13 protein-coding genes are annotated in these 16,148 nt (G+C 65.5%); 8 read left to right on the top strand and 5 right to left on the bottom strand.

Annotated features, from left to right (window positions below):
• From G8O24_RS38515 to G8O24_RS38505, 3 genes are all read right to left on the bottom strand, one after another.
• Positions 1-1,019: alpha/beta fold hydrolase (locus G8O24_RS38515; RefSeq protein ID WP_244646283.1), on the bottom strand; the 1,019-nt coding region annotated here is incomplete at its 3' end.
• A gap of 125 nt (positions 1,020-1,144) precedes the next feature.
• Positions 1,145-2,191, bottom strand: a complete 1,047-nt coding sequence (locus tag G8O24_RS38510; RefSeq protein ID WP_188107727.1) for a serine hydrolase domain-containing protein — start codon at positions 2,189-2,191, stop codon at positions 1,145-1,147.
• 138 nt (positions 2,192-2,329) lie between these two features.
• The gene (locus G8O24_RS38505) at positions 2,330-3,685 is read right to left on the bottom strand and encodes a serine hydrolase domain-containing protein (RefSeq protein ID WP_188107726.1); all 1,356 of its coding nucleotides are present in this window, start codon (positions 3,683-3,685) and stop codon (positions 2,330-2,332) included.
• Positions 3,686-3,799: 114 nt separating this feature from the next.
• On the opposite strand from G8O24_RS38505, the gene plsY reads away from it, so the two are divergent.
• A complete protein-coding gene (gene plsY / locus G8O24_RS38500) occupies positions 3,800-4,486 on the top strand; it encodes a glycerol-3-phosphate 1-O-acyltransferase PlsY (protein ID WP_188107725.1) in 687 nt (228 codons plus the stop codon).
• Positions 4,487-4,495: 9 nt separating this feature from the next.
• Here plsY and G8O24_RS38495 read toward each other — a convergent pair whose 3' ends face one another.
• A complete protein-coding gene (locus G8O24_RS38495) occupies positions 4,496-6,106 on the bottom strand; it encodes an amidase family protein (RefSeq protein WP_188107724.1) in 1,611 nt (536 codons plus the stop codon).
• Between the two features lie 79 nt (positions 6,107-6,185).
• Here G8O24_RS38495 and G8O24_RS38490 point away from each other — a divergent pair, with 79 nt between their 5' ends.
• The 4 genes from G8O24_RS38490 to G8O24_RS38475 all read left to right on the top strand — a co-directional run bounded on the left by G8O24_RS38490 (position 6,186) and on the right by G8O24_RS38475 (position 10,606).
• Entirely contained in the window at positions 6,186-6,644 is a 459-nt protein-coding gene (locus tag G8O24_RS38490; RefSeq protein ID WP_188107723.1) for a GNAT family N-acetyltransferase, read from the top strand.
• Between the two features lie 79 nt (positions 6,645-6,723).
• Entirely contained in the window at positions 6,724-7,875 is a 1,152-nt protein-coding gene (locus tag G8O24_RS38485) for an acyl-CoA dehydrogenase family protein (protein WP_188107722.1), read from the top strand.
• A gap of 175 nt (positions 7,876-8,050) precedes the next feature.
• Positions 8,051-10,015, top strand: coding sequence for a methyl-accepting chemotaxis protein (locus G8O24_RS38480; RefSeq protein WP_188107721.1), 1,965 nt, complete (start codon positions 8,051-8,053; stop codon positions 10,013-10,015).
• A 114-nt stretch (positions 10,016-10,129) separates the two neighbouring features.
• On the top strand, positions 10,130-10,606 hold the full coding sequence (locus G8O24_RS38475; RefSeq protein WP_188107720.1) for a hypothetical protein: 477 nt from the start codon (positions 10,130-10,132) through the stop codon (positions 10,604-10,606).
• On the opposite strand, the gene G8O24_RS38470 is transcribed toward G8O24_RS38475, so the two are convergent.
• Positions 10,607-12,778 carry a putative bifunctional diguanylate cyclase/phosphodiesterase gene (locus G8O24_RS38470; RefSeq protein WP_188107719.1) on the bottom strand — a complete coding sequence of 724 codons (2,172 nt, stop codon included), beginning with the start codon at positions 12,776-12,778 and terminating at the stop codon, positions 10,607-10,609.
• A gap of 563 nt (positions 12,779-13,341) precedes the next feature.
• Between G8O24_RS38470 and mepA the strand changes: the two genes are divergently transcribed.
• From mepA to modA, 3 genes are all read left to right on the top strand, one after another.
• Complete coding sequence (gene mepA / locus G8O24_RS38465; protein WP_188107718.1) at positions 13,342-14,301, top strand: penicillin-insensitive murein endopeptidase; 960 nt, start codon at positions 13,342-13,344, stop codon at positions 14,299-14,301.
• 361 nt (positions 14,302-14,662) lie between these two features.
• Positions 14,663-15,169, top strand: a complete 507-nt coding sequence (locus G8O24_RS38460) for a hypothetical protein (protein ID WP_188107717.1) — start codon at positions 14,663-14,665, stop codon at positions 15,167-15,169.
• Between the two features lie 191 nt (positions 15,170-15,360).
• Positions 15,361-16,140, top strand: a complete 780-nt coding sequence (gene modA, locus G8O24_RS38455) for a molybdate ABC transporter substrate-binding protein (protein ID WP_188107716.1) — start codon at positions 15,361-15,363, stop codon at positions 16,138-16,140.
• Positions 16,141-16,148: the final 8 nt, after the last annotated feature.

The following is a 16,148-nucleotide window of genomic DNA, read 5'->3' as shown; positions in this document are numbered from 1 at the left end:
GCGCTCAGCCTGTCGATCACGAGTTCCGGCGCCTCTTCGGGCAAATAATGCCCGCAAGGCAGGCTTTCGCCGCGGACATCCGTCGCCTTCTCGCGCCAGGTCGCGGGCACGTCGTAGGTCGATCCGACGACGCCTTTCTCGCCCCACAGCGCAAGCAGGGGGCAGGCGATCCGCTTGTCCGCATCGGCCGCGTCGTGGACGAGATCGATGCCGGCGGCGGCGCGATAGTCCTCGCAGACGGCGTGCAACGTCTCGGCCGTGTAGCAGCGGCGGTATTCCGCCAGCGCAACCGGATCGATCGCGCCCGGCGTCTTGTTCTGCTTGCTGATATGCGCCTGCAGATAGAAGTCGAGATTGTTGCCGATCAGGGTTTCCGGAAGCGGCGCCGGCTGGCTCAGGAAGAACCACCACATGTAACGCATGGCGAAATCCTTGGTCACCTTGGCGTACATCGTCGCCGTCGGCGCGATGTCGAGCACGGCAGCCCTGGTCACGGCGGCGGGATGATCCAGCAGCAGGCGATGCAGGACGCGGCCGCCGCGGTCGTGCCCCGCCGCGTGGAAGCGCGAAAAGCCGAGCGCGCGCATCACCTCGACCTGGTCGCGCGCCATCTCGCGCTTGGAATAGGCGATGCTGTCCCTGCCGCCGTCGGGCTTGCTGGAATCGCCGTAGCCACGGAGATCGGCGAGCACCACCGTAAAGCGCTCGGCGAGCTTTGGCGCAACCTTGTGCCAGCACACCAGCGTTTGCGGATGGCCGTGCAGAAGCAACAGCGGCGCGCCCTCGCCCTTCACCACAATGTTGATCTCCGCGCCTGATGTCTTGATGCGGCTGCGACGGAAACCCGGCAGCAATTTTTCGATTCGGTCGGTGGGCACGGTCGTTTTCTCCTCGGCGCGAGCGGGCAAGTCCAGCACGGTCGAGCCGATCGCGCCCGTGGCCGTCGCGGCCAGCGACATCAGGCGGCGCCGCGTCAGCCCCGCATCGGATGGATCTTTGAATGACTCGGGCTCGGACATGTCGCGTTCCCTGGAGGAATAGGCTCCTTCCACGAACGTGCCGCCCCGCCCGACGAAAATCCAATGTCAGGGCAAAATATGATTATGCATGGCATGCATAAGCGGCTGGGCGGACCGCCCCCCACTCACTCCCTCGACGTCGCCGGCAGGATGTAGCGATCCAGCAGATCGAGCTCGGGCGCGACCATGTTCCTCGATTCCCGCCCCGCGTTGAAGACGACGACCATGTCGCGCGCGGGGATGATGATGGTCTTCTGGGAATTGAAGCCAAGCGCAGCGGCCCATTCGATGGTGCCGGCGCTGTCCGGCGAATGCCCTATCCACCATTGATAGCCATAGCCGAACTCGGCCTTATCCGTCTTGATGTGCTCGGCGGTCGATCGCTCGATCCAGGAGGCCGAAACGATCTGCTTGCCGTCCCAGGCCCCGCGGTTGAGAACGAGCTGGCCGATCTTCGCCCAGTCGCGCGGCCGCAGGCTCAGCCCGCTCGACGACGTCGGAACACCGCCCACCGGGCTTTTGTACCACGCAACATCCTCGATCCCGAGCGGGGCGAAGATATTCTCCTGAGCGAGCACGTCGACGCCTTTCCCGGTGACCTTCTTCAGGATGGCGCCGATCAGCTCGGTTTCGGCATTGTTGTACTGGAAGGACACGTTGTCGTACTGGAAGGACACGCTGGGAGCCCTCTCGGTGCCCAATCCCGCCGACATCGTCAGGAGATGCCGGAGCGAAATGCGATCCTTGTCCCATGCGCGCAGGCCCGCATAATCAGGGAGGTACGACGCGATCGGCGCGTCCAGATCCTTGATCAGGCCGCGATCCATGGCGATGCCGACCAGCAGCGAGACCACGCTCTTGGTCATGGAATAGCCGTTGTGCCGCGAGGTCGCGTCGTAATTGAGCTGATGCGGATAGTCGTAGTAGCTCTCGTAGACGAGCACGCCGTGCCTGATGACGACGATGTCATCGACATTGGCGAGCTTGCCGCCACGGATACCCTCGTCCATCGCACACAGCAGCGCAGTTTTCAGCCCCTGCTTGTCCGCCGAGGTGATCGCCCATCCATCGTGGATATCCTGCGGAACGCCGCAACCGGACGCAGGTTCGGCACCGACAGCACTCGACGTGAAAACACACACGGCTGCAGCAACGCCGAACCATCTACGCATGTCAGGCTCTCCCCCACCGCTTCCCACAAGGCGTGATGCAAAGATGCCGTTCCATGTGCGGCCATTTTGCGGCGTTGCGGGCGTTGGAGGCGCCTTCATTTGAGGCAGATGCAGAACACGACGCAGTCGTTGGATGCGCTAACGGGTCGCTGCCACGATCGCGCGCAGCAGTTTTGCGTTGCTGAAGCCGATATCCTCGCGCGTCATCCCCATGCGCAGGATCACCAGCTTGCGCGAGGGGATGATGGCGATCACCTGGCGGAGATGTCCTTCCATCATGAAGGTGTCGGCGGGAAGATCATAGCCCAGGCCCTTGGCCAGCCAGATCTGTCCGCGGCCGTAGGCCGGGCCGTGGCCCTCGTCGGACACGGGAGAGGGCGCGCGCATGTAATCAACGAAGCCCGCCGGCAGAAGCTGCTGGCCATTCCATTTTCCGCCCAAGCGTAAGAATTCGCCGAACCGCGCCCAATCATGCGCGGTGGCAAAGAGAAAACCTTCGCCGAGAAACGTGCCGACCTCGTCGGCCTCGAGCACGGCGCTGGTCATCCCCAAGGGGTTGAACAGCCGCTCGCGCGGATAGGAGGGAGCGCCCTCGCCGACCGCATCCTGCCAGAGCCGCGTCAGCAACACCGACTGGGCGCTGGAATAGTTGAAGCGCGTTCCCGGTGGCGTGTCCAGCGGCAGGTCCCGCGCGAAAGCAGCGGCATCTCTCACCAGATATTCCATGCGCCCGGGATCGGCCAAGCCGCCCTTGCCTTCGTTCCATTTCAGGCCGGCGGTCATGGCCATCAGATCGGCGATCGAGATCTCCGCGCGTTCGTCGCCAGCCCATTGCGGAAACAGATGCTTCTGATCTAGCGACAGCTTGCCATCCCCAATGGCCATGCCGACCAGCGCCGCGGTGACGCTCTTGGTCATCGACCAGCCGTGCAGCGGCGTTGTCGCGCCAAATCCCTCGCCATAGATTTCGGCGATGATACGCCCGTCATGGACGACGACGATGGCGCGCATGCCCGGGCCTTGCAGGGCCGGATTGTTCACCGCCGCTTGCAAGCGTGTGTTCTCGGACACTTCCACCTTCTCGCCGGCTGGCCAGAGCGCATCCGTGCTCGCCCTGGGCGGAAGCGGCTGTGCCGCAGGGCGCTTCCAGGACTGGTCGTCCATGACGTTAGTGCAACCCCGGCCCTCGACATATTGGGCGTGACGTCTGGCGACGAACCCGAGAAGGGCGGCATCGACGCGGTGTTCTGCGGGGCTGACGTCGACCTTCACCAGATGAAAGATCTTATAGCCGAGGGCCAGCAGGTCGGCGTGCACGATCGCGTCCACCTCGCGCCCGGCCATGAAGACATTCGAGCAGACGGTTTTCGCCGTCGCTGCGGTGACAAGCTGCAAGACATCTTGTCGGGCGATGACGATCCAGGCGCCTAACCCCACGATCGTCAGCGCCAAAAGGCCGACGAAGACACCGAAAACCTTGAAAGCCCGACGCATCATGTTCACCCGAACCACGGCGCTTTCTACTACAACGGGAAGATGGCTCCAAGCTCCTTGCCGGCCAGCCGCCGTCGGCGATAAAATGCGCCTTGTCGGACACGGGACGCAAACATGGCATTCTGGATCGCAGGCGCAGCTGGGTTGGTGATCGCCTATCTGCTCGGCGCGATACCAACGGGCTATCTGGCAGGCAAGCTGCTGAAGGGCATCGATATCAGAGAGCACGGCTCCAGGTCCACCGGGGCCACGAATGTCTTGCGAACCCTCGGCAAATGGCCTGCCTTGGCGGTGCTCGTCATCGATGTGCTCAAGGGCGCGGCCGCGATCATCGTTGCCCGCGCGTTCTGCCCCTGGCTCATCACTGAGCTTTCCCCGGCGCCGCCGACCGCGTCGGATCTGGATATCGGGGTGCCGTGGATCGTGTGCCTCGCGGGCATTGCCGCGCTGCTGGGCCATGGTCGCTCGATCTGGCTGAGCTTTACGGGCGGCAAATCGGCAGCGACCGGGCTCGGCGTGCTGCTGGCAATGTCATGGCCGGTGGGCCTCGGAGCCGCGGTGGTCTTCGGCATCGTGCTGGCAGTGTCCAGGATCGTCTCGCTCAGCTCGATGCTCGCGGCGGTGACGGCCGTCATCCTCGTCTGCGGCTGGCCGCACCCGCTGCCCTATCAGTTGCTGGTGATCGCGGGCGGCCTCTACGTGATCGTCCGCCATCGCGCCAACATTGAGCGCCTGCTCGCGGGCACGGAGCCGCGGCTTGGACGGAGCAGCCTTGAAGTGAAGGCGGAAGCGCAGGTCTGACGCGGCGATCTATGGCGCGGGAAGCTCCGGCGGCGGCTTGCGCATGGCCGAGGCCTGCTCATAGGCATAGGCAATGCGCAGCAGCTTGTGCTCGCTCCATGCACGGCCTGCGAAGGTGACGCCGAGCGGATAGTCGGGCGTGTCCTTGCCGTCGGCGCCCGAGACGAAGCCTGCGGGCACCATGACGCTGGGATAGCCGGCCTTGGCCGCGATCGCAGCGCCCGTCGCCCCGGGGAACAGGACGGCGTCCAGCCTGTGCTGGTTCATATAGGCATCCATGCCGTGCGTTTTGGCGGCGAGCAGATCCATCGCACGCGCGGATTTGTACTCGCGCTCGCTCAAATTCCCCTTGGTGAGGTCGGCGGCGAGAAACAGGTCCTGGCCGAAGCGCAGCGCCTCTTTCGCATGCGCCGCGTTGAAGGCGATGACATCGGCCATGGTCTTGATGTCGGTGTTGGTCGCCCAATTCCTGAGATAGAGATTGAGGCCGTATTTCAGCTCGTAGAGGAACACGATCGATGCGGGGCTCAAATTGCCCTTGTTGCGGCTGAGCGGATTGCGGTTGAGCACGGCCATGTTCGTGCCGGGGCCGCCGATCCAGCCACGCGTCGGCATGCTGGCGCGAATGATGGTGGCGCCGAGATCCTCCAGCACCTTGATGACGTGGGCCATCAGCTTCGTGGCGTCGGGTGGGAGCTTGCCGTAGTAGCAATCGTTCAGCGGGTCGGCCGGGTCGCTCGGCACGCCGATGCGCGCGCCCTTCATCGCATCGCGGGCGAGATCGGCGGTGTAATCGGCCGGCCTACGCTGCCGCTCCGTCGCCGGGTCGCGCGGATCCTTGGCTGCCAGCACGTTCAGCAGCATCGCCGCATCGCGCACGGTGCGCGTCATCGGCCCCGCGGTGTCCTGGCTGTGCGCGATCGGCACGATGCCGGCACGGCTGATCAGCCCGACCGTCGGCTTCACCGTGACGAGGCCATTGCGGCTGGCGGGGTGCAGCAGCGAGCCCGAGGTCTCGGTACCGATCGAGGCCGCACACAGGCCTGCCGCCACGGCGACCGCCGAACCCGAGCTGGAGCCGCCCGGGTCCACGACCGGGATGCCGCGATCGTCGACCAGATCAGGCACAAAGGGGTTCTTCACCTGGCCGCCCAGCGAGGAATAGCCGGAAGGCATCTCGATCGCGAGGATGTTGGCAAACTCGGTCAAATTCGCCTTGCCGAGGATCACCGCGCCGGCCTTGCGCAGCAGCTTGATCACCGTGGCGTCGCGCCTGGCACGCGCGCCCTTTAGCGCCAACGAGCCCGCCGTGGTCGGCTGCTCGTCTCCGGTGGCGATGTTGTCCTTCACCAGGATCGGCACGCCGGCCAGCGGCCGTTTGGCAGACGGTTTCGTGTCGTCGAGCTTGGCCGCAATCGCGAGCGCGTCCGGATTGAGTGCGCGGACGGAATTCAGCGCCGGCCCGCCGCGGTCATAGGCCGCGATCCGCGCCAGATAGGCAGATGTGAGCGCTGTCGCGGTGACGCGTCTGCCGGCCAGGGCCTCGGTGATATCGCTCATCGGCACGTCCTCGAGCCTCAGCTCGGGCGGCGTTGCGGCACGGCGGGTTGGCTTGTTCATCGCGTGCCTCCTGGATGGACCTGTGCTACACAACGTAGCATTGATCCCGCTGGCGCGACAAGCCGATCGGAGGCCGCCGATGGAATGCATGATCCGTTCCGCACTGTCCGACGACGCCGCGGACATAAGCGCCGTCATCCTGCGTGCGCTCCGTGAAACCAATGCGAAGGACTATGCCGCCGAGATCATCGCAAGGATCGAGCGCAGCTTTAGCCCGGATGCCGTGCAGGCGCTGATAGCGAAACGCACCGTCTTTGTCGCCACCATCGGCAGTCGCGTGGTCGGAACGGCAAGTCTTGACGGAAGTATCGTCCGCACCGTGTTCGTGGCACCCGACGTCCAGGCCCGCGGGATCGGCAAGCTGCTGATGGCCGAGATCGAGCACGTCGCGCGCGCCAGAAACATCGCAATGTTGACGGTTCCCTCGTCGGTGACGGCCGAAACATTCTACGCCCGGCTCGGCTTCACGGCCGTGCGCGACAGCTATCACGGCGACGAACGCACGATCATCATGGAGCGGCTGCTCAGCGCGTCCTAGCAGCGGCTTGATCGGTTGCGGGAAATAGACCACCATCGCGCTTCACCGCTCACGGCAGAATGGGCGAGGAAACGCAGACATGGACGGAACTGGAGCCGATCTCGTTGCGCGGGCGCGGGCCATCGCGCCGCTGATTGCCGGGGAGGCGGACGAGATCGAGCGGACGCGGCGGCTGACGCCTTCCGTCGTCGGCGCGCTGATCGAGAACGGGCTCTATCGCGCGCTGTTGCCGCGAAGCCTCGGCGGATCGGAAGCGCCGCCGGACGTTTTCATGCAGATGCTGGAGGAGGTCGCCAAGGCGGATGCGTCCACCGCCTGGTGTCTCGGCCAATGCAGCGTCTGCGCGATGATCGCAGCCGCGCTCGACCATGAGTGCGCGCACGAGATCTTCAACACCGCATCAGGCATTCTCGCCTGGGGCGCGGTGGCGCATGAGGCGCGCGCGGTCGAGGGCGGCTACCGCGTCACGGGACGGTGGGATTTTGCCTCGGGCTCGCCGCAGGCAAGCTGGCTCGGCGCCCATGTCCGCATCGTCAACGCCGATGGCAGCCCGCGGAAAAATGCCGATGGGTCGCCGGAGCTGCGCACCGTCCTGTTCCCGCTCGCGCGCGCCACGATCCACGACGTCTGGCAGGCGATCGGCCTTGCGGGGACCGGCACGAATTCCTACGAGGTGACAGACCTCTTCATCCCCGATCGCTTTGCCGTCTTCCGCGACGTTCCTGAAGCCCTGCGCGAGCCGGGCCCGCTCTATCGGCTACCGACCGGTTCGACCTTCAGCCTCGGCTTTGCCGCGGTCTCGCTCGGCGTCGCCCGGGCGACGCTGGATGCGGCGATCGCGCTGGCGCGCGGCAAGCACCAGTCGCTTGCCGCACACGCGATGCGCGACAATCAGGCGGTCCAGGGCCTGATCGGCCGCACCGAGGGCGATCTGCGCGCCGCCCGCGCCTATCTCTACGCGACGGCGCATGCGATGTGGCGCGAGCTCTCCGCGACGAACATGTTCAGCCCGGCGCATCGCAACGCCGTTCGCCTCGCCGCGACCTGGACCATCCAGCAATCGGCCAGGGTGGTGGATACCGCCTATCGCATGGCCGGCGCCACCGCCGTGTTCCGCAGCCATCCGTTCGAGCGACGGTTTCGCGACATGCACGCAATCGCCCAGCAGATCCAGGCGCGCGACACGCATTTTGAGGACGTCGGCAAGACGATCCTCGCCGAAAATCGTTAGCCGCCTGCGCGCGACGGGCGAGCGACCGCTCCATGCGTCCATCGCATTGAGTCATGCAAAAGCAGGGGAGCAATTTCCTGCGCTCACGAACGCACGACGCCCCAGTCGTTAATCAATTTCTGAGACCGTTCGGCAAAGCCAAAAATCACCTTTTGGAATGCCCGGGAATTTTTTGATGCTCAAGCTCAAGTCGATTGCGGCCCGCCTGATCCTTGCCATCGCGCTCACCGTTGCGGTGGCCTGCGCCATCCTCTCCGGCTTCTCGATCACCCAGCAGCGGACGCTGACCCGGCTGGCGCTCGATCAGCAGCTCAAGCTGCAATATGACAGCGTGATTGCAGCCATCGACTATGAGGGACGTTCGGCCCTGGCGGTCTCCGCGGTGATCGCGGCGCTGCCGCCGGTCGGCGACGCCATCGCCAAGGGCGACCGCGATGCCCTCGGCGCCCTGCTCGGTGATGCCAACAAGGCGCTCAAGGCGCAGGGCATCCCGCTGATCACCTTCCAGGTCCCGCCGGCGACCTCGTTTTTCCGCGTCCACACCCCCAAGACTTTTGGCGACGACGTCTCGAGCCGCCGTGTCACCGTGGTCGAGGCATTGAAGACCGGCCGGCAGATCGTCGGCGTCGAGCCGGGCCGCGAGGCACTCGGCATCTTCGGCATGACCCCGATCGTGCGCGACGGCAAGAACCTCGCCAATGTCGATGTCGGCGCCGCCTTCGGCAAGGAATTCGTCGACCGCGCCAAGAAGCGTTTTGGCATCGACCTCGCGGTCTATTCCGTCGACGGCGCGTCGCTGAACAAGCTCTCGTCGACGTTCGGCGAGAACGCCGTCGCCAAGCCGGACGAGCTGAGGGCCGTGATCTCAGGCCCGCCGCTTCTGCGCGAGGCCGAACTCGATGGCCATCCGGCCGAGGTCTATGCCGGGCCGATCAAGAATTACGCCGGCCAACCGGTCGGCGTGCTCGAGATCGTCAAGGATACGACGGAGTACGAAGCGGCCTTCGCCGCCTCCGAGCGCAATTTGATCCTCGGCACGGTCGCGATCCTCGCCGCCGCCATCCTGCTGGCCTTCCTGCTCGGGCGCGGGCTGTCGCGGCCGCTGACCGCGATCACCGCGGTCATGAACCGGCTGTCGAGCGGCGACACCAGCGTCACCATTCCGGGCAGCGAACGCGCCGACGAGCTCGGCACCATGGCCAAGGCGGTCGAGATGTTCCGCCAGAGCATGCTCGAGACAGGCGCGCTGCGCGAGGCCCAGGAGGCCGACAAGGCCAGGGCGGCGATCGAGAAGCAGGCACTGCAGCGCCAGATGGCCGACCGCTTCGAAGCCGACGTCAAGGGTGTGGTCGCCGCCGTCGCCAAGGCGACCGAGGGCATGCAGCACGTCGCCGGCGAGATCACCTCCAGCGTCAACGGCACCTCGCAGCGCGCCTCGGCCGCGGCGGCGGCGGCGGAAGAAGCTTCGACCAGCGTCAATGCGGTGGCCGCTGCGACCGAGGAGCTCGCCTCTTCCGTCACCGAGATCGGTCGCCAGGTCACCCATTCCAGCCAGGTCGCCAGCGGCGCCGTGGTCAAGGCCGCCGAGACGACGGAGATGGTCACCAGCCTTGCCGCCTCCGCCGAACGGATCGGCGACGTGCTCCGCCTGATCAGCGAGATCGCGAGCCAGACCAATCTCTTGGCACTGAACGCGACCATCGAGGCGGCGCGCGCCGGCGAAGCCGGCCGCGGCTTTGCCGTGGTCGCATCCGAGGTCAAGGAGCTGGCGAGCCAGACCGCGAAGGCGACCGACGAGATCGCAGCGCAGGTCAACGCGATCCAGGCGGCAACAGGCAATTGCGTCACCGCGATCTCCGGCATCAGCGGCACCATCCGCGAGATCAGCGGCATCACCACCACGATCGCCGCCGCCGTCGAGGAGCAGGGCTCGGCGACGCGGGAGATTGCCCGCAGCGTGCAGCAGGCCTCCACCGGCACGACCGACGTTTCGGCCAATGTCGCCGGCGCAAGCCGGGCCGCGGACCAGTCGCGGGCGCTGGCCGGCAATGTCATGAGCGCCTCGGGCGAGCTCGGCCAGCACGCCGCGGCGCTGATGCGAAGCGTGGATACATTCCTGGCCGGACTTCGCGCGGCGTAGGCCTCCCGTGACGATGATCCGTTTGATCCAAGTCAAGCCCTCCACAGCCAGGCTTGCTCCGAATAGACTGTCGACGGCCGCGCAGAAGCGCCGCCGCACAGCACGGAGATCATCATGACGTCCTCGCGTTCTCTGCGTACCGCCGTTCTCGCCGCCGCCGGTGCTCTGCTCGTCACCAGCGCCCAGGCTGGCCCGATGCCGACATCTGTGACGACGATGAAATCGATGGTCGATCCTGTAACCACCGAAGTGCGCTGGGGCTATGGCTACCGTGGCGGCTACGGCTATCGCGGCGTTGGGTGGGGCTATCGCGGTGGCTATGGCTATCGTGGCGGCCTCGCCTATCGCGGCTACGGATATCGCGGCTATGGCTACCGAGGCTATGGCTACCGAGGCTATGGCTACCGAGGCCTCGGTTACGGTGTCGCAGGTGCCGTCGTCGGCGCTGGAATCGCGGGCGCCTACTACGGAAGCGGCTACTATAGTGGCGGCTATCCCGGCTACGGCTATGCGCCGGCATACGGCTATGGCGGCGGCTACAACTATGTCGACGACACTTGCCTGCCTTCCGGTCCCTACTCCGGCTACTAGCTAGGCGACCAGCGCGGCGTCCTCATCGTCAGCCGCATCGATGCCGCGCTGTGCGGCCAAGAGGCTGATGATCTCGACGTTCGGCCGCGCCTTGCTGAACAGGAAGCCCTGCCCTTCGTCGCAGCCCTCGGTGCGAAGGCAGCTGAGCTCGGCCTCGGTCTCGACGCCTTCGGCGGTGATGGTGACGCCGAGGCCTTTGCCGAGGCTGACGATGGAACGGATGATCGCCTGGGCCTCGCGATTGGCGCCGAGATCGCGCACGAAGGACTGGTCGATCTTGATCTTGTCGAACGGGAAGCTGCGCAAGTAACTCAGACTGGAATAGCCGGTGCCGAAATCGTCCATCGAGATGCGCACGCCGAGCGCGCGCAGCGCATGCAGCGTCGCCAGCACCTGCGCGCTCTTCTCCAGGAGCAGCGTCTCGGTGATCTCCAGCTCGAGCCGGCGCGGCGGCAGGCCGGAATGCTTCAGCGCGTCCGTCACCATCGAGAGCAGATTGCCGCTGCGGAACTGGAGCGGCGACAAATTGACGGCGACGCGGACATCGTCCGGCCAGTTCGCCGCATCGAGACAGGCACGGCGCAGCATCAGGCCGCCGAGCGGATTGATCAGCCCGGTCTCCTCCGCGACCGGAATGAACTCGGCCGGCGAGACCATGCCGCGCTCGGCATGCGGCCAGCGCACCAGCGCCTCAAAGCCGGTGATGCGGCCGCTCTGGAGGTCGATCAGCGGCTGGTAATAGGGACGCAGCACGTCGTTCTGGATCGCATCGCGCAGCTCGACCTCGATCTTGCGGCGGCTTTGCGCCCTGGCATCGAGCGCGGCCTCGAAGAACGCGAAGGTGCCGCGGGCATCCGCCTTGGCACGCGACAGCGCCATGTCGGCGCTCTTGAGCAGCTTTTCGGAATCGTCGCCGTCGCCGGGCGCCATCGCGATGCCGATGGAGGCGCCGATCACCACGGAATGACCGTCGAGCAGATAGGGATCGGCGATGGCCTCGAGCAGGCGTTTTGCCAATCCCACCGCGTCTTCCGGCCGGGCCAAGCCACTCTGCACGATCACGAACTCGTCGGAGTTGAGCCGGGCCAGCGCGTCTTCCTCGCGCAAGGTCGAGCGCAGGCGCTTGGCGACCCCGCGCAAAAGCTTGTCGCCGACCGCGTGCCCCAGCGTATCGTTGACCGACTTGAAATTGTCGAGCCCGAGCATCAGCACCGCGACCTTCTCGGCGCTGCGGCGGGTGTGCAGCAGCATCTCGTCCATGGTCTGGCGCAGCAGACTGCGGTTGGGCAGGCCGGTCAGTCCGTCGTGCTGGGCCATGAAGGCGAGCCGCGCCTCGGCGCGCTTGCGTTCGGTGATGTCCATCAGCGCGAGCAGCACGGCGGGCTGCTCGTCATAGGTCAGTTCGCGGGAATAGATCGCAAGATCGATCAGCGTGCCGTCGGCCTTGACGTGCTTCCAGGTGCGCGCGGCCTGCTCGTCGCTGGAACGATCGCTGGTCCAGGGCGGCTCGCTGTCGAAGGCCTGAAGTGAGCGGATCTTCAGCCGCTCGAACTCGGCGCGGCTGTAGCCGTAATGCGCGATCGCGGCATCGTTGACGCCGAGGATGCGCTCGTCGTCGAGCGCGCAGACGATCATGGGAACGGGATTGCCGTCGAACAGCAGGCGGAACGAGGCCTCGCGCCGCTTCAATTCGGTGATGTCGACGCGCAGGCCCACGACGCCGCCGTCATCGGTGCGGCGTTCCTCGATCAGGATGACGCGTCCGTCCGACAGCGTCTGCTCGTGGCGCTTGCCGGGCTCGTACAACTTCTTCAGCCGCGCGGCGATCCATTCGTCCTCGTGGCCGGCGGCTTCCGGATAGTCGCCGCGGGCCACGCCGACGCGCAACGTGTCCTCGAGGCGCGCGCCTTCCTGGAACAGATCGGCGGTCTTGCTGTAGATCTCGGCGTACTGCTTGTTCCAGAGAACGTAGCGGCCTTCGGGATCCAGAATCACGATGCCCTGCGGCAGGAGGTCGACGGCCTGGCGCAGCCGCTCGTGCGATTTGCGCGCCTCCGCGATGGCAGCCTCGGTTTCCGCACGGCTCTGTACCAGCAGATCGCGTTCGACAGGCGCATGAGGCGCGCGCGCGAATCGCGGCTTGCGCTTCTGTCGGCCACGCCGCACAGACACGCCACTCTTTCGCTTTTCTTCTTTTTTGGACCCCGAACTCAACTTCACACGCCCTAACCGCGCCCTGCGGTCACAAGTCTTGCTCCAAGTGTCTGAAAGAAAAGTAATCTTGGCGGGCAGGCATGACTTGCCGCCGCCGCGAGGCAGACCCGATTTGCCCGTTTGCGAGGCGCGGGAAGCGCCTTCAGGCGCGCCCGGCCTGCTGCCGCGCCGCGATCGGCGCGAGAGGAGACGCAAAAACCCGCAGTCTCCATGAATCAATTCCGAAACGGAGGTCGCTTGCATGCAAGAGGCAAGCACAGCTCTCTCCGCGCACGAATTTTGGTCAATACAGGATAGAGTTATCGCGCCGTTAAAAACCGCACTATCGTACCGGAAATCTACGACTTTTGCACGATGTCCCTGCGACGCCTGATGGCGCGCGCGTCCGACATGGGATCATCGTGATGCCGGCTCCTTGAGCGTCGCGACACGACCGCTTCCGTAAAGACGTTGTGAGATCAGGTCCGCGTAGCACGCCGAATTCTTAACCCTGAGGCGGCGTTGGGTTATAAGCATGCAGCATGAGTCGCTGCCGCATCGCTTCTCTCCTGATCGTCGTGACGCTTGTCGTCATAGAAGTCCTGGCCGCCGGCGGCGCGCTGGCCCAGGACAAGGGCAGCGTCAACCCGAAACCGCTGCCGCCGCTCGCCAACCCCAACGACCCCAAGATCGGCGCCAAGGAACTGTTCGCACGAAAGCTGCTGCCGTCCAAAGGGCCGGCGCATGTCATCGGCTCCTATGTGAAAGGCTGCATCGGCGGCGCCGAGCAGATGCCGCTCAACGGCGATAGCTGGCAGGTGATGCGGCTGTCGCGCAACCGCAATTACGGTCATCCCGAGATGATCGCGCTGATCAAGCGCCTGGCCGCCAAGGCGCACAAGGACGCAGGCTGGCCGGGCATCCTGGTCGGCGACATCGGCCAGCCGCGCGGCGGGCCGGCCTTGTCCGGCCATGCCAGCCATCAGATCGGACTGGATGCCGACATCTGGCTGACGCCGATGCCGGACCATCGTCTCTCGCGCGAGGAGCGCGAGGAGATGTCGGCGGTGATGATGGTGCGCGAAGACCGCCTCGACATCGATCCGAAGGTGTTCACCCCTGGACATGTGCTGGTGCTGCGCGACGCGGCACAGGAGCCGGCGGTGCAGCGCATCTTCGTCAATGCCGCGATCAAGAAGGCGCTATGCCGCGAGGCCAAGGGCGACCGCTCCTGGCTGTCGAAGATCCGGCCGTGGTGGGGCCACGACTATCATTTCCACATCCGCATGCGCTGCCCGGCGGGATCAGGCGAATGCGAGGGCCAGCCGTCGCAGTCCGAGGACGAAGGCTGCAAGCCCTCCGATTTCGCCTATTGGTTCAGCGAGGGCGTGCTGCACCCAAAGCCGCCGCCGGAGCCGCCGAAGCCAAAGCCACCGATGACGCTGGCCCAGATGCCGGCCGCCTGCAAGGTGGTGCTGCACGCGCCGGATGCGAAGCCGTAGAATGGCCGGGTAGGCAAGCTCGCGCCTCACCCACTGCCGTCGTCCCGGACAAGCGTAAGCGCAGATCCGGGACCCATACTCCGAGGGAGCAGTGTGGCGCGAGATGGTCACTCCGAGTCTTCGCCAAACACGATCCTATGGCTATGGCGACGAGCGCAAGCGCTCGCGCGGGGATCCCGGGTCTGCGCTTACGCTTGTCCGGGATGACGATGAGTTTGGTTGGTACGCACCATCCAAATGCGCTAATGTCTGCCTCGCCGCGCGGCCGTAAGCCCGCGGGATTCCGGGATGCGCATCCCGCTTCCGACAAGAACCTGACTGCACGCCCCGCTTGCTCGCGCGGCCAACGATGAGATTTCACATGCGCATCCTCTCCTTCCTTGCCGTGCTCTCGATCAGTGCGACCTCCGCTCTTGCCGCGGAGGAGCCCAGCGGTTGCGACAAGTTCAAATGGCCGATCGAGCGCGACCGCGCCGCGCTGACCGCGCCTGATCGTACCAAGCTCGCCTCGGGCGCCGAGCAGGCCGCGGTGCCGGCCTCGGCCATCACGCTGGGGCTGGTGGCCGCGCCTGCCGAGGCAAAGCTGCCCTCGCCGCCCGAGCGAGCGCCGAAGGACGGCACCTTTGCCGGCTTCACCAGCATCAGGACGGCGAAGGCTGGCCTTTACACGGTTAGCCTTTCGGCCGGTGCCTGGGTCGATCTGGTCCAGGACGGCCATTTCCTCAAGCCGGTGGCCTTCAGCGGCGCCACCGATTGCGACGGCATCCGCAAGACCATGAAGTACGAGCTCACGGATAAACCCTTCGTGCTCCAGATCAGCGGCGCCAAGGACAATTCGCTGTCGATTTCGATCCTGCCGGCGCAATAGGCCATCGAGCCCGCCAAACGGGCGCCTTTGACCTCCGGGCTCAGCCTGCTATCTTCGAGAGCTGCGATATCCCTGCCGGCCGTAAGCCGTCGTGGGGACACGTGGAACAGCGCTTCCGCCCGTCGCCCGATCCATCCAACGCCAGAATGGCGCGTGCGCTTGCACGCGTCGGCACGCACGGAGCGCCATCCATGTATCGTATCGCTGGACTTTTCATCGCCTTCGTCATGCTCGCGAGCCTCTCGCCTGCCAGCGCCGAGGACAAGACCATCACCGTGTTCGCCGCCGCGTCGATGAAGAACGCGCTCGACGAGATCGACGCCGCCTATACGGCCAAGACCGGCGTCAAGTTCAGCGTCAGCTACGCCGCAAGCTCGGTTCTGGCAAAACAGATCGAGCAGGGCGCGCCGGCCGATGTGTTCGTCTCCGCCGACACCGACTGGATGGATTACGCCATCTCCAAGAAGACCATCAACGAGCCTTCGAGAGTCAATCTGCTCGGCAACAGCATCGTGCTGATCGCGCCGAAGGATTCGAAGATCGACAACGTCGCCATCGCGCCAGGCTTCGATCTCGCAAAACTCGCCGGCGACGGCAAGATCGCAACCGGTGACGTCAAGTCGGTACCCGTTGGCAAATACGCCAAGGCCGCGCTGGAGAAGCTGGGCGCCTGGCAGGCTGCCGAGCCGAAATTCGCGATGGCCGAGAGCGTGCGCGCCGCGCTGACGCTGGTCGCGCGCGGCGAGGCCGATCTCGGCATCGTCTATTCCACCGACGCCAAGGTCGAGCCCGGCGTGAAGATCGTCGGCACGTTCCCGGCAGATTCGCATCCGGCGATCATCTATCCCGTCGCCGCGACCACGACAGCAAAGCCCGAGACCGGCGACTATCTCGCCTTCCTGCGCAGCGCGGCCGCCAAGACCATTCTGGAAAAATACGGCTTCAAATTCCTGATCAGCCCCACAACATGATTCTTGCG

Origin of the sequence: Bradyrhizobium campsiandrae, assembly GCF_014529705.1 — a bacterium.
GTDB classification, from domain to species: Bacteria; Pseudomonadota; Alphaproteobacteria; order Rhizobiales; family Xanthobacteraceae; genus Bradyrhizobium; species Bradyrhizobium campsiandrae.
The sequence above is the reverse complement of the archived record's forward strand: the minus strand, read 5'-3'. Positions and strand labels throughout refer to the sequence as shown.

Bases quoted from the DNA above. Each gene is read 5' to 3' on its own strand.
- G8O24_RS38505 (WP_188107726.1), bottom strand. From the start codon at position 3,685: ATGCGTCGGGCTTTCAAGGTTTTCGGTGTCTTCGTCGGCCTTTTGGCG.
- G8O24_RS38485 (WP_188107722.1), top strand. From the start codon at position 6,724: ATGGACGGAACTGGAGCCGATCTCGTTGCGCGGGCGCGGGCCATCGCG.
- plsY (WP_188107725.1), top strand. From the start codon at position 3,800: ATGGCATTCTGGATCGCAGGCGCAGCTGGGTTGGTGATCGCCTATCTG.
- G8O24_RS38495 (WP_188107724.1), bottom strand. From the start codon at position 6,106: ATGAACAAGCCAACCCGCCGTGCCGCAACGCCGCCCGAGCTGAGGCTC.
- G8O24_RS38510 (WP_188107727.1), bottom strand. From the start codon at position 2,191: ATGCGTAGATGGTTCGGCGTTGCTGCAGCCGTGTGTGTTTTCACGTCG.
- G8O24_RS38480 (WP_188107721.1), top strand. From the start codon at position 8,051: ATGCTCAAGCTCAAGTCGATTGCGGCCCGCCTGATCCTTGCCATCGCG.
- mepA (WP_188107718.1), top strand. From the start codon at position 13,342: ATGAGTCGCTGCCGCATCGCTTCTCTCCTGATCGTCGTGACGCTTGTC.
- G8O24_RS38460 (WP_188107717.1), top strand. From the start codon at position 14,663: ATGCGCATCCTCTCCTTCCTTGCCGTGCTCTCGATCAGTGCGACCTCC.
- modA (WP_188107716.1), top strand. From the start codon at position 15,361: ATGTATCGTATCGCTGGACTTTTCATCGCCTTCGTCATGCTCGCGAGC.
- G8O24_RS38475 (WP_188107720.1), top strand. From the start codon at position 10,130: ATGACGTCCTCGCGTTCTCTGCGTACCGCCGTTCTCGCCGCCGCCGGT.
- G8O24_RS38490 (WP_188107723.1), top strand. From the start codon at position 6,186: ATGGAATGCATGATCCGTTCCGCACTGTCCGACGACGCCGCGGACATA.